Origin of the sequence: Anaeromyxobacter sp. SG64 (genome assembly GCF_022690745.1) — a bacterium.
GTDB classification, from domain to species: Bacteria; Myxococcota; Myxococcia; order Myxococcales; family Anaeromyxobacteraceae; genus Anaeromyxobacter; species Anaeromyxobacter soli.
The window spans coordinates 34709-47180 of record NZ_JALCZB010000023.1 but is presented as its reverse complement, the minus strand read 5'-3'; the positions used below and the strand labels follow the sequence as shown (position 1 = coordinate 47180).

13 protein-coding genes and 1 tRNA gene are annotated in these 12472 nt (G+C 72.8%); 6 read left to right on the top strand and 8 right to left on the bottom strand.

The features are described 5' to 3' along the window. The first annotated feature begins 132 nt into the window (after window positions 1–132). Entirely contained in the window at window positions 133–1176 is a 1044-nt protein-coding gene (moaA, locus tag MNZ29_RS09605; RefSeq protein WP_255821247.1) for a GTP 3',8-cyclase MoaA, read from the top strand. Window positions 1177–1310: 134 nt separating this feature from the next. Here moaA and MNZ29_RS09600 read toward each other — a convergent pair whose 3' ends face one another. The 3 genes from MNZ29_RS09600 to MNZ29_RS09590 form a co-directional block, all read right to left on the bottom strand. Further along, window positions 1311–1733 carry a cobalamin B12-binding domain-containing protein gene (locus MNZ29_RS09600; protein ID WP_242338131.1) on the bottom strand — a complete coding sequence of 141 codons (423 nt, stop codon included), beginning with the start codon at window positions 1731–1733 and terminating at the stop codon, window positions 1311–1313. Window positions 1734–1873: 140 nt separating this feature from the next. Next, on the bottom strand, window positions 1874–3640 hold the full coding sequence (locus tag MNZ29_RS09595) for a methylmalonyl-CoA mutase (RefSeq protein ID WP_242355010.1): 1767 nt from the start codon (window positions 3638–3640) through the stop codon (window positions 1874–1876). Between the two features lie 152 nt (window positions 3641–3792). Then, window positions 3793–4659 (bottom strand): hypothetical protein, encoded by an 867-nt coding sequence (locus tag MNZ29_RS09590; RefSeq protein ID WP_242338135.1) that lies wholly within the window; start codon window positions 4657–4659, stop codon window positions 3793–3795. A gap of 120 nt (window positions 4660–4779) precedes the next feature. On the opposite strand from MNZ29_RS09590, the gene MNZ29_RS09585 reads away from it, so the two are divergent. Further along, window positions 4780–4853: transfer RNA gene (locus MNZ29_RS09585), tRNA-Met, on the top strand. Between the two features lie 151 nt (window positions 4854–5004). Here the strand turns inward: MNZ29_RS09585 and MNZ29_RS09580 are convergent. Continuing rightward, window positions 5005–5964, bottom strand: coding sequence for a hypothetical protein (locus MNZ29_RS09580; RefSeq protein WP_242338137.1), 960 nt, complete (start codon window positions 5962–5964; stop codon window positions 5005–5007). A gap of 160 nt (window positions 5965–6124) precedes the next feature. Here MNZ29_RS09580 and MNZ29_RS09575 point away from each other — a divergent pair, with 160 nt between their 5' ends. The 3 genes from MNZ29_RS09575 (at window position 6125) to MNZ29_RS09565 (ending at window position 6869) form a co-directional block, all read left to right on the top strand. After that, complete coding sequence (locus tag MNZ29_RS09575; RefSeq protein ID WP_242338139.1) at window positions 6125–6340, top strand: hypothetical protein; 216 nt, start codon at window positions 6125–6127, stop codon at window positions 6338–6340. 191 nt (window positions 6341–6531) lie between these two features. After that, window positions 6532–6708, top strand: coding sequence for a hypothetical protein (locus MNZ29_RS09570; RefSeq protein WP_242355008.1), 177 nt, complete (start codon window positions 6532–6534; stop codon window positions 6706–6708). After that, on the top strand, window positions 6708–6869 hold the full coding sequence (locus MNZ29_RS09565) for a hypothetical protein (RefSeq protein WP_242338143.1): 162 nt from the start codon (window positions 6708–6710) through the stop codon (window positions 6867–6869). The genes MNZ29_RS09570 and MNZ29_RS09565 overlap by 1 nt, the downstream gene beginning before the upstream one ends. Here MNZ29_RS09565 and MNZ29_RS09560 read toward each other — a convergent pair. From MNZ29_RS09560 to MNZ29_RS09545, 4 genes are all read right to left on the bottom strand, one after another. Further along, on the bottom strand, window positions 6866–7933 hold the full coding sequence (locus MNZ29_RS09560; RefSeq protein WP_242338145.1) for a lysylphosphatidylglycerol synthase transmembrane domain-containing protein: 1068 nt from the start codon (window positions 7931–7933) through the stop codon (window positions 6866–6868). The two genes, MNZ29_RS09565 and MNZ29_RS09560, sit on opposite strands and share 4 nt — an antisense overlap. A gap of 145 nt (window positions 7934–8078) precedes the next feature. Further along, a complete protein-coding gene (locus MNZ29_RS09555) occupies window positions 8079–9020 on the bottom strand; it encodes a D-glycerate dehydrogenase (protein ID WP_242338146.1) in 942 nt (313 codons plus the stop codon). Continuing rightward, window positions 9017–9217, bottom strand: coding sequence for a DNA gyrase inhibitor YacG (locus MNZ29_RS09550; RefSeq protein WP_374109403.1), 201 nt, complete (start codon window positions 9215–9217; stop codon window positions 9017–9019). Before MNZ29_RS09550 ends, MNZ29_RS09555 begins: the two co-directional genes overlap by 4 nt. A gap of 96 nt (window positions 9218–9313) precedes the next feature. Further along, window positions 9314–9829 carry a TlpA disulfide reductase family protein gene (locus MNZ29_RS09545; RefSeq protein WP_242338148.1) on the bottom strand — a complete coding sequence of 172 codons (516 nt, stop codon included), beginning with the start codon at window positions 9827–9829 and terminating at the stop codon, window positions 9314–9316. 56 nt (window positions 9830–9885) lie between these two features. On the opposite strand from MNZ29_RS09545, the gene MNZ29_RS09540 reads away from it, so the two are divergent. Next, the gene (locus MNZ29_RS09540) at window positions 9886–12468 is read left to right on the top strand and encodes a TonB-dependent receptor domain-containing protein (protein WP_242338150.1); all 2583 of its coding nucleotides are present in this window, start codon (window positions 9886–9888) and stop codon (window positions 12466–12468) included. Window positions 12469–12472: the final 4 nt, after the last annotated feature.

Here is a 12472-nt window from a genome sequence, read left to right as displayed (position 1 = left end):
GTCGCGCCCGCTTCGCGGGTTCGCGACCGTTCCCCGCCGGAGGGGCTTCGCCCCTCCCGCGCTTCGCGCGGGGCCCTCCCACGGATCACCGGAACTGCGCCCTGCCCCGCCGCTGGCCGCCGTCACCACCGGATGATCTGGACCGCGCTTATCGGGTATAAGGGGCGCGTGTCCGAGCCCGTCAACGCGTTGCCGGTGAGCGGGCCCCTCGTCGACGGACAGGGGCGCAAGATCCAGTACCTGCGGCTGTCCCTCACCGACCGCTGCAACTTCCGCTGCTCCTACTGCGCGCCGATGGGGCCGGACCGGCAGGAGGACCCCCTCTCGCGGCCCGAGCTCGCGCGCGTGGTCGGGGTGTTCGCGAAGCTCGGCATCCGGCGCGTGCGGCTCACCGGCGGCGAGCCGACGCTCCGCCGCGAGCTCCTCGACATCGTGCGCGACGTGAAGGCGACGCCCGGCATCGAGGAGATCGCCCTCACGACCAACGGCCACGCCCTCGCGACGCACGCGACCCTGCTGCGCGACGCGGGCGTGTCCCGCCTCAACGTCTCGCTCGACACGCTCGATCCGGCGAAGCTCCAGCGAATCTCCGGCCGCGCCGCGACGCTCGAGCGGATCGTCTCCGGCATCGAGGCCGCGTTCCGCGCCGGGTTCGACTCGGTGAAGCTGAACGTGGTCGTGGTCCGCGACGAGAACGAGGACGAGCTCGGGAACCTCGCGCGCTTCGCCTGGCGCTTCGGCGCGACCGCCCGCTTCATCGAGCTCATGCCGTTCGGGCCGGGGAAGCCCGTGCCGACCTCGGAGGTGAAGCGCCTCCTCGAGGCGCAGGGCATCCGCCTCGAGCCGGACGCGACGCGCGGCTGGGGGCCCGCCTACCACATGCGCGGCACCTCGGACGTCGGCGGCGCGCCGGTGCACGGCCTCGTGGGCTTCATCGGCGCCATGACCGAGAACTTCTGCGACGGCTGCAACCGCGTGCGGGTCGGCGCGGACGGCTCCCTGCGCGCCTGCCTGGGCGGCCGGGACCGCGTGCCCCTGCGCGAGCTCGTCCGCTCCGGCGCCTCCGACGAGGAGATCGCCCGGGCGGTGCGGACGGCGCTCCTTGCGAAGGGCGAGCGCCACGAGATGCCGAAGGGCGGCGCGGGGCTCCTGCCGATGATCGGCTCGGGCGGTTAGCCGAAAGCCGCGAGGCGCACGAGCCCGTCGCCGAGCCGGGCGCAAGAGGAGCGGAGCAGCGCAGGCGTACTGCTTCCGGTACGCCGAGCAGCGAAGCGACGAGTCCGCCCGGCGCAGGCAGGGATCGTGCGCCGCTAGGCGGCCGCGACGCGCGGGCGGATGTTCGCCCGGATCCAGTCGATGATGCCCTGCGTCGGCGAGCCGGGCAGGAACACCTCGGCGACGCCCTTCTCCTTCAGCTTGGGCACGTCGTCCTGCGGGATGATCCCGCCTCCGAAGACCACGACGTCCTTCGCGTCCTTCTCCCCGAGGAGCTCGACCACCGCGGGGAAGAGCGTCATGTGCGCGCCGGACATGATGGAGAGGCCGATCGCGTCCGCGTCCTCCTGGATGGCGGCGGCGACGATCATCTCCGGCGTCTGATGCAGGCCGGTGTAGATGACCTCGAAGCCGGCGTCGCGCAGCGCGCGGGCGATGATCTTGGCGCCGCGGTCGTGACCGTCCAGGCCGGGCTTCGCGACGACGATGCGGAGGGGACGCTCTTTCGCGGGGCTCATGCCTTCGTCTCCGTTGAAATGACGACAGTTCCAGCGCTCCGCTGGTGTACCGCAACTCCGCGGCGTTTCGCCACCCGAGCGACCCGCCGGGATGAAGACCGCTCGACTCGACGGCGCGACCCAGCCGGCCCGGCCGGCGGCTAGAAGCGCCCGTCCTCCCGGTAAACGCCGTGGACCTCGCGGAAGACGTCCGAGATCTCGCCGAGCGTCGCGTAGGCCTTCACCGCGTCGATGACGGACGGCACGACGTTCGTGCCGTCCCTGGCCGCGCGCTCGATGGCGGAGAGCGCGGCGGCGGCCCGGGCCGCGTCGCGCGAGGCCCTCACCTCGCGGAGCCGCTCCACCTGCCGGCGCGCCACGGTCTCGTCGATCTTGAGGATCCGGATCGGCTCCTCCGCCTCGGTCCTGAACGCGTTCACGCCGACGACGATCCGCTCGCCCGCCTCGACGTCGCGCTGGTAACGGTAGGCGCTCTCGGCGATCTCGCGCTGCGGGTAGCCCTCCTCCACCGCGCGCAGCATCCCGCCCATCTCGTCGATGCGCCGGATGTGCTCGAGGGCGCGCCGCTCCATCTCGTCGGTGAGCCACTCGACGTAGTGGCTCCCGGCGAGCGGATCCACCACGCGGTCCACGCCCGACTCGTGCGCGATGATCTGCTGCGTGCGGAGCGCGATGGTGACCGCCTCCTCGGTGGGGAGCGCGTAGGTCTCGTCGAGGGAGTTCGTGTGGAGCGACTGCGTGCCGCCCAGCACCGCCGCGAAGGCCTGGAGGGCGGTGCGGACGACGTTGTTGTAGGGCTGCTGCGCGGTGAGCGAGACCCCGGCCGTCTGGGCGTGGGTGCGGAGCAGCAGCGACTCCTTCTTCCTGGCCCCGAACCGCTCCTTCAGCGTGCGCGCCCAGATCCGGCGCGCGGCCCGGAACTTCGCGACCTCCTCGAAGAAGTCGTTGTGCACGTCCCAGAAGAAGCTGAGCCGCGGCGCGAACGCGTCCACCTCGAGCCCGCGATCGACGCACTCCTGCACGTACTCGATGCCGTCCGCGAGCGTGAAGGCGAGCTCCTGGACCGCGGTCGCCCCTGCCTCGCGGATGTGGTAGCCGGAGATCGACACCGGGTTCCAGCGCGGCATCTCCTTGGCGCAGAACTCGATGACGTCGCAGTTCACCTTCACCGCGGGAGCGGGCGGGATCATCCACTCCTTCTGCGCGATGTACTCCTTCAGCATGTCGTTCTGGAGCGTGCCGCCGAGCTTCGCACGCGGGACGCCCTGCTTCTCGGCGACGGCGACGTACATCGCGAGCGCGATGACCGCGGTCGCGTTGATGGTCATCGAGGTGGTGACCTCGTCGAGCGGGATGCCGTCGAAGAGGAGCTCGAGGTCGCGCAGCGTCGAGACGGCCACGCCCTCCTTGCCGACCTCGCCCCGGCTCATCGGGTGGTCGGCGTCGTAGCCCATGAGCGCGGGCATGTCGAAGGCGGTCGAGAGCCCCGTCACGCCGTGCTGGAGCAGGTACTTGAAGCGCCCGTTCGTGTCCTCGGGGCTCCCGAAGCCGGCGAACTGGCGCATCGTCCAGAGCCGCCCGCGGTACATCGTCGGCTGCGTGCCGCGCGTGAACGGATAGCGGCCCGGGTAGCCGACGTCGCGCAGGTAGTCCGTCTCGCGCACGCTCGCCGGATCGAGCACGTCGGGGATCGGGATCCCCGAGTCGGTCTCGAAGCGCGCCTTGCGGTGGACGAGCTTCCCGAGGGCCTCGGCGAGCTCGCCCTCCGTCCACGACTCGCGCTCGGCGAGGATCCGCTGGAGCTCCTCCCGCGCGAACGTGGGGTGCTCGGCGCGCTCGGGCGCGGCGGGCGTGTCCTTCCGGGTCGTGGCGGCCTTCCGGCCGAGCTCCTTCGCCGCCTTCGCCATGTCCCCTCCGTGCGCGGTGCCCCGGACTTCTATCCCCTGCCCGGAAGCGACGCAGGGGATCCGGCGGGGCGGCCCGGCGCGAGGGGGCGCGGTGCCCCGCCGAGGCCCGGGGACGGGAGCCGCAGCAGGCAACCGGCTGCTGGCGGGGCGCGTCAGTACTGACCGTAGATGTAGACCGCCGGCATCACGCCGAACGCGCCGAGATCGCGCTCCTTGAAGAACACGTCGGCCTTCCCCGCCGTGTAGAGGAGGTTCAGCTCTGCGCCGACGAAGACGTGCTTGTAGCCGAGCGCGCCGCCGAAGACGCCGCCCGTCGTGTGCACGAAGCCGGTCGAGTCCGTCCCGAGCAGCCGCTCCTGCGCGGCGCCGCCGTCGTAGACGATCGGGAGATCGGGGATGACCTGGACCTTCCAGCGCGTGAGCGTGTAGCGCGCCCCGACGTAGGTGTGGGCGATCTCGCGCCACTGGCGACCGGCGACGAACGCGAGCTGGAAGTCCGTGAGCCCCGCGTCGCCGTGCAGGACGTTCTCGATGACGTCGCCGAAGGTGCCGAGGTCGCGCGTTCCCCAGCCGGCGAGCAGCGTCCCGGCCCAGCCGTCGGTCCCAGGGTCGCGCGGGCCGAACGCCTGCCAGCCGAGGTCGAGGCCCTTCGAGTCCGGGCCCCAGTGAATCCCGCCGTCGAAGCCGGGCGCGAAGCCGTAGCGCGCGGACACCTCCGTGTGCGACGAGAGCGGGGCCACGAGCGCGAACCGGAACGCGGCGTCCACGACCGGCTCCACGTCGGCGGCGTTCCAGCACGAGCCGCTGCCGTCCGGGCAAGCCGTCGCCTTGGAGCGCAGGTTCTCGGCGAGGTCCCGCCCGTCCCGGACGATCGCGGCGGCCTGGGTGTTCACCTGGTAGCCCGAGCCGAAGCCGGCGCGGAACGCGCCCTTCGGCGCGACGCGCCCGGTGTTCGCGACGAAGCTCGGGGCGGCGCAGGCACTGGCGGCGAGGAGCGTCAGGATGGCGAGAGGGCGCATGCCCCGGATGGTAACAGGTGGCGCGGCCTCGCCGCCGTTCCGCAGCCTCTCCCCGCCCGCCGTACACGCTTGACCGCTCGCGCGCGAGGCCCTATAAACCCGCGTTCTCGAAAGCCTCTCGGTGAGGTAGCTCAGTCGGCTAGAGCGAGGGTCTCATAATCCCTAGGTCGAGAGTTCGATTCTCTCCCTCACCACTCCTCCAAGGCCGCCTTCCGAGGCGGCCTCTGTTTTTCCCGGGGTGAGTCGGGGACAGACCCCAACGTGGAAGCCGGGACCGGCGGCCTGCGCGTCGTGCCACGGGCTCGGTCGATCAGCCGCGATTTGAATGAGCGTCGACGCGCGTCCTCAGCAAGTCCCCGAATCGCCGACACTCGACGCGTGCTCATCGTCGCCGCCGGTCCGCGGCGTGACTGGCGGGCGGCGAGCCTTCACGAAGGCCGGTGCGTGTCGAGAGCCCCGACCGAGCGCGATCACTCCGAGTGCGAGCAGCATCCAAACGGCCGGCGTGCCGCCGGCGCTGGAGCAGCCGCTTGTGGAGCGGACGGGATCCGTCGCAGTGCCGGGCGTGGCGCCGCCCGTGTCTCCACCGGTGGATACGTTTTCTGCGCACAGCGGCGCTGAATCGAGCAGCGGCCGCGCGGCGCCCACTACCGGCGGAGGATCTTCGATGCCCCCGTTGCAGGCGAGCTCGAAGTCCACGATGGGTGAGACGATCTTCGCTCCGCCAGCAATCTGCGCGGAGAGCACGGCGGAATGGCGTCCGGTCGTCAGGCCGCGGTCCGCACTCGTCAACCCGCCGCAGCTCGCATGCACGAGGAGAATTCGACGGCGCTCCACGGGGGTGTAGCTCGAGCCGGGCTCGAGGAGCCCATCGGCTCCTACGGCTCCTGCCTCCTCGATTGCCCATCGCATCCCGTCCACCGACAGCTCCCAGGCGGTGACGCGCAGCCACGGCGACAGGGTTCCGGGCTCGAGTCGAAACGCGGCCCACGCGGCCGTGATTTCCTGCGCACACTGCCCGGGATCCCCTGCCTTCACGTTCCCGTGTCCGGTGTTGGCGAGCGAGAAGCCGTCGATTCGCTCGGGAACCGCCGCAGCGGCTGTCGCCGTGAACGAGGACTCCCGGCACGGCCCCGGTCCGGACGAGCACATCGAGCTGAGCCGCACGGTGTAGCGTTCGCCCGCAATCCACGGTGAGTGCGGTCGCACCACCAGGGAGTAGCCGTCGAGCGAGGTCTCGTGATCTGCCGGCACCGGCGACCCATCGGCGCGGTGGACCGTCACGCCGCCACCGATGGCACGCATGGTGAGCGCAGGGGCGTTCGCCGGGATCGTCTCGCCTTCCGCGGGAGCCAGCCGACCCCAGCACCCGGGGTCGCTCGATGAGCATGCGGTTGCGTTCCGCGGGGCGAGAAGGGAGGTGACCAGCGCGGTGCCGGTAAGCAGAGCACGTGCGCGACGGTGAGTGCGCGTCATGCTCGGCAGCTTTGCTCAAAGTGGATGCGATATCAATGAGCAGCGCGCCTACCGTCGAACACCTCGCGCGCTGCTCGAGACCGACACGCAGGGTGAGCAGCGCACCCACGGTGAACGGCACGCGGTGGTCGGCAGGGGCGGTGACGGCGAAGCGCGCGATCCAGGGCGCGCCGCCGAGGAAGCCGACGGGCGAGGCTGCGCGTGAGCGCGCGCCGGGGGTCGCAGCAGGCGCCGGCGCCGCCCGCGCGCGGTGACCTCGGTCCGGACAGACAACGTCAGACGGGTGTGATAACCACCTCCGTCGTCCGACCCACGCCTGGGCTGCGAGCCTGGATTCTTGCTCGCGGCCTTCCCCGTGGTACACGGATACGGCTGGGCGATATCGGAGGATTTCGGATGGGGAAGGTGCAGTCGTCCCAGGCTTCGATCTCGACGCGGACGCAGGAGTTCACCCCGCGCGAGCTTCCGCTCAAGGTCCCCGAGAACCCACCCCGTCAGGCGCCACGACCTCCGCGGCGCCCGGCCGACCGCATCAAGGAAGCCCTGCTCCGCTGGCTCGAGGAGGAGATGTGATGCTGGAGCTCTTTCCCTTCGACGACGAGTCGCCCTCCCTCATCGACGAGCTCGTGGAGGAGATCGACGCCGCAGTGGACGCGTCGTTCCTCGGCGAGCTGTCCGAGGTGCTCGAGCGGGTGAAGGTCGCGCGCGAGCAGGTCGCCGCCGCGATCGCCTAGTCCCGCGAGGCCGCTCCGGGCTCGCCGCGGTACTCCGCCTCCTCGGCCTCGAGGCCCGTCTCGATCGCGCCCGGCGCGGCGAAGAGTCGCCCGAGCTGGATGTGGCGCGAGAAGAGGAAGAAGAGCCCGAGCGCGACCTGCTGCGCGAGCTGCACCGCCCAGATCACGTTCGCGAACGCGACGCCGCGCGTGGCCACCGCCTCGCGTGACGCGAAGAGCGAGAGCCCGAGGACGATCGCGCCCTGGAACGTGCCGATCATCCCGGGGCCGGCGGGAATCATGACGCCGACGACGAGGACGCCGAGGATCGTGCAGGCCTCGACGGCGCCGAGCTGGAACCCGAACCCGCGGGCGAGGAGCGCCATCCCCCAGGCGTTCAGGCCCCAGTAGCCGGCGGTCAGCAGGAGGAAGAGCGCGAGCTTGCGCCGGCTCGGCACGAGCCGCAGCCCGTGGATGAACGCGTCGAGCATCCCGGACGCGCGCGCCGCGAGGCGGGGCGAGAACGGCCGGAGGAGCGCCTCGGAGAAGCGCACCGCGAGCACGCGGTTCCGGTAGGCGCCGACGAGGAACGCGAGCAGCGCGAGGAACGCGAGCGACACGACCACGCCGGCCGTCCTGAGGAGCCGCACGCCGGGCGTGCCGTCCGGCACGGCGAGGAGCGACACGACGAGCAGGAGGCCGGTGAACACCCCGTCCACCACGCGCTCGACCACGACCGAGGAGAGCGCGGACGAGACGCGGAGGCGCGGGCGCTCGGCGACGAGGTATGGGCGGGCGAACTCGCCGAGCCGGAACGGCAGCACCACGAGCGCCATGAACCCGACCGCCGACACGGCGTTGAGCTTCGAGAAGGGCAGCTTCGCGACCGGCTCGAGCAGGAGCCCCCAGCGCACCGTCCGGGCGAGGTGGATGCCGACGAGGATGAGCACGTACGGCGCGAGGTAACGGTAGTCCGCGACGCGGATCTCCTGCGCGATCGCGGCCACGTCCTTGCCGCGCAGCGTGAGCCAGAGCGCCGCCCCGGAGATCGCGATCCCCACGAGCGCCTGCACGATGCGTCTCACGCGAGCTCCTCCCAGGCGCGGCTGCGCCGCGAGCGCGACGCGTGCTGCCCTCCGGTCACTCCGGCGGCGCCGCGGGTGGGCGGTGATACCACGCGGGCGGCACCCCGGCCAGGGGCCGAAGTCTCGCTCCTCCCGGCCGCGACCATCAGGGCACCGGGTACAGCGGCGGATCGCCGCGCGCGACGCGGGCCACGTCCTCGAGGACCCGCCGTGCCATCGCCGCGCGCGTCTCGCGCGTTCCGGAGCCGAGGTGGGGGGTGAGCACGACGTTCGGCAGGCGCAGGTACGCCTCGGGCACGCGCGGCTCGTCCGGGAAGACGTCGATCCCCGCCGCCCCCACCCGGCCGGCGGCGAGCGCCTCGGCGAGCGCAGCGTCGTCGAGCACGCCGCCACGCGCGGTGTTCACGACGATGGCGCCGGGCTTGAGGCGCGCGATGCGCTCGCGCGAGAGGAGCTCGCGGGAGTCCGGCGTGAGCGGCACGTGGAGGGAGACGAAGTCGCTCTCCGCGAGCAGCCGGTCGAGCGAGACGCGCTCCGCCCACGGGACGCCGGCCTCGCGGGGGCTCGCGTAGAGCACGCGCAGCTCGAACCCGCGCGCGCGGCGAGCGAACGCCTGGCCGATGCGGCCGAAGCCGATGACGCCGACCGTCTTGCCGGTCACCTCGGTCCCGAGCATCCAGCTCGGGTCGGCCTCGGTCCAGCCGCCGGACCGGACGATCCGGTCCGCCTCGACGACGCGGCGCGCGGCCGCGAGGAGCAGCGCCATGGCCTGGTCGGCGGTGGCGTCGGTCACGACCCCGGGCGTGTTCGTGACGAGCACGCCGCGCCGGCGGCAGGCCTCGAGGTCGAGGTGGTTGACGCCCACGCCGTAGGAGGCGACGTGCCGGAGCGCCGGGAGCGCGTCCAGGAGGGCGGCGTCCACGCGGTCGAGGTAGGTCGGCACGAGCACCACCGCGTCGCGTGCCTCCTCGACGAGCCGCTCGCGGGGCGGCGGGCGAGGCGCGCCGCCGCGGATGTCGAAGAGCTCGCGCAGCGGCGCGAGCTCCCCGCCCGGCAGGGCGCGGACGAGGTAGAGCACCGGCTTCACGCGTCGTCCCCCTCGGGCTCCTGCGGCGACTCCGGCGCCTCGACGCCGTCGCCGGGACGCGGCCCGGGGATGCGGTAGTCCTCGCCGAGCCACTTGCCGAGATCCAGCAGCCGGCAGCGGGCCGAGCAGAACGGGAACGCGCGGTTCTCGGTGCGAGGTAGGACGGGCTTTCCACAGATCGGGCAGGCGCGCGGCACGCCCGAGATCTACCGCGAGCGCCGGGCGCCGTGCATCTCGATCCGTGCCCGCCCGGCCGCCCGCCCTCGCGGCGTCGGTCGCCCGGGCCAGCGCACTCAAGAGCCCGGACAGCTCGCCGGCAGGAGCGGACGGATCGCCTCCTCGAGCTCGGCGCCCGCCATCCCGCCCTCGAAGACGTGCCGCACCTTCCCCTCCGCGTCGAGGACGTAGGTGCGCGGGTAGCCCCGCACGCTCCACGGCTCGAGCGCCTGGGCGCGCTCGTCCACCAGGATCGGATACGGGATCTGGGGCGCGGCGCGCAGGACGTCCTCGCGCGCGGACTCCTCCGCGACGCCCAGGATCTCGAAGCAGCGGCCGCGGTGCGCGCGCCAGACCTCTGCGAACTGGGGGATCTCCTCCCGGCAGGGTCCGCACCAGGTGGCCCAGAAGTTCACCGCGACCACCTTCCCGCGCAGCGCGGCGACGTCGACCGGACGCCCCTGCAGGTCGGGCAGGACCAGCGGCGGCGCGAGCTCGCCGGAGCCGCGGGACGACCCCGCTCCGCGCAGCAGGAGCTGCGTGACGACGACGGCGGTGACCGCGACGATGAGGAGCTTCAGCCAGTTCCGCATGGGCCTGGAAAGTATAGGCGCCCCTCGGCGCCAGACCGTAAGATCCACGCGCCTCGATGAGGATTCACGCGCTACTCCTCGGAGCGGTCCTCGCGGCCTTCCCGTCCGCGGCCCGGACGGCGCCGGCCCCCGAGGAGGCCCCCGAGGCGGGCGTGCTCACGCGCGCGCCCGAGCTCATCGCGTTCGTCCCCGCCGAGTACCCGCCCGACGCCGAGGCCGCCGGGATCGAGGGCTCGGTGGAGCTCTCGATCGTCATCGACGTGCACGGCGAGGTGCACCAGGCGGTGGTGGTCGACCCCGGGCCGCACCCGGGCTTCGCCCCCGCGGCGCTGCACGCCGTGCAGCAGTTCCGCTTCCGGCCCGCCGAGATCGACGGCAAGCCCGCGCCGGTCGAGATCGCCTACCGCTACGACTTCGTCCTCCGGCGCGCGACGCCGCCCCCGCCGGCCGAGTCGCCCGTGGTGCTCGCCGGCCGCGTCATCGAGCGCGGGACCCGCACCCCTGTCGCGGGCGCCTCGATCGACGTGGGGGGCGTCGCGACCGAGACGGACGCGGACGGCCGCTTCTCGGTGCGCGGCGTCGCGCCCGGCCCGGCCCCGGTGCGCATCGTCTCGCCGGAGCACGAGACCTTCACCGTCACGGAGACGATCGAGGCCGGGAAGCGCCTGGAGGTGGAGTACCGGCTCTCGCGCCGGAGCTACGATCCCTACGAGGCGGTGGTGCGCGGCGAGCGGCCGCGGCGCGAGGTGAGCGTCCACACGCTCGAGGTCGAGGAGATCCGGACCATCGCCGGGACGCAGGGCGACACGCTCAAGGTCCTCCAGAACCTGCCGGGCGTGGCGCGCAGCCCGTTCGGGATCGGGCTGCTCGTGGTGCGCGGCTCGGAGCCCACCGAGACGAACGTCTACCTCGACGGCATCCCGGTCCCCCTGCTCTTCCACTTCGGCGGCATCACCTCGGTCGTCTCCTCCGACGTGATCGAGTCCCTCGAGTTCCTCCCCGGCAACTTCGCGACGCGCTACGGCCGCGCGCTGGGCGGCACCGTCGACCTGCGCACGCGCGAGGGGCGCGACGCCTTCCACGGCTCGGCGCAGCTCGACGTGTTCGACGGTCGCGTGGAGCTCGAGGGGCCGGTCGCGGGCGGGACCGGGTTCCTCGCCGTCCGGCGCAGCTGGGTGGACGCCGTCCTCGCCGTCGTCCTGCCGCGCGTGGCCCCGGACACCGCGAGCGAGCTCCGCGTCGCGCCGCGGTACTGGGACTATCAGGCGAAGTACTCGCACCCGCTCCTGGGCGGCACCCTGTCGCTCCTCGGCTACGGCTCGGACGACAAGCTCGAGTTCGTCGACCGCGGCGAGTCGTCCGGCCGGCCCACCTTCTACCTCTCCACGGTCTTCCACCGGGTCGGCGCGCGCTGGCGGCGGGCGATCGGGCCGGCGCGCAACGATCTCGTCGTCGCGCTGGGGCGCGACAGCTTCGACGTGCTGCAGTCCTCGAACTTCGGCGTCCTCTCCGAGCTCCGCTCGCTCACCCTGCGCGACGCCCTCACCTGGCGCGTCTCGGAGCGGCTCACCCTGGAGGCCGGCGTCGACGCCATCCTCCGGTCGTTCGACTACTCCATCTACGCGCCGCCCATGAACGCCCCCGGCTCGATCGACCAGCAGGGCCAGGAGCGGCCCGAGGCGACCGTCGGCGAGAGCACGCGCGGCTCCTGGCTCGCGCCGGCCGGCTACGTCGAGGCGGACCTCCGCGCCACGGCGCGGCTGCGGCTCGTCGCGGGGGTGCGGCTCGACGGCGACTCGCGGCTGCGCGGGCGCAAGACGTGGCTCGATCCGCGCCTCTCGGCGTTCTACGACCTCCGCGAGGGCACGACGCTCACCGCGGCGGCCGGGCTGTTCGGCTCCGCGCCCCAGGTGCAGGATCTGACCGAGACCTTCGGCAACCCGAACCTCGGCGCGCAGCACGGGCTCCACCTCTCGCTGGGCGCCCGCCAGGCGCTGCCGTGGTCGGCGCGCCTCGAGCTCACCGGCTTCTACAAGCGGCTCCGGGATCTCGTCGTGCCTACGCGGGCCACCGACGCCGCCGGCAACCTCGAGCAGCTCTCGAACGGCGGCCGAGGCCGGGCGCTCGGGATCGAGGTGCTGCTCCGCCGCGAGCTCGCGCGGGGCCTGTTCGGCTGGCTCTCGTACACGTGGTCGCGCTCGGATCGCCGCGACGACCCGACCATGCCGTCGTACCCGGAGTGGCACCCCTTCCCGCTCGACCAGCGCCACATCCTCGCGCTCGTGCTCTCCTACCGGCTGCGCGGCGACTGGATCCTCGGCACGCGCGTGCGCGGCGTGAGCGGCAATCCCTACACGCCGTTCGAGGGCAGCGTGTACGACGCCGACTCGGGGCGCTACCAGTGCATCCCCGGCCCGAGCCGGTACTCCCGACGCCTGCCGGGGTTCTTCCAGGCGGACGCTCGACTCGACAAGCGCTTCGTGTTCCGCTCCTGGATGATGTCCGTGTACGTCGACGTGCAGAACGTCACGAACCGCGAGAACGCCGAGTTCCGCTTCCCGAGCTACGACTGCTCGGAGACGGTGGCGATCCCCTCCGTCCCCGTCCTGCCTGCCCTCGGGCTGCGCGCCGAATGGTGACCCC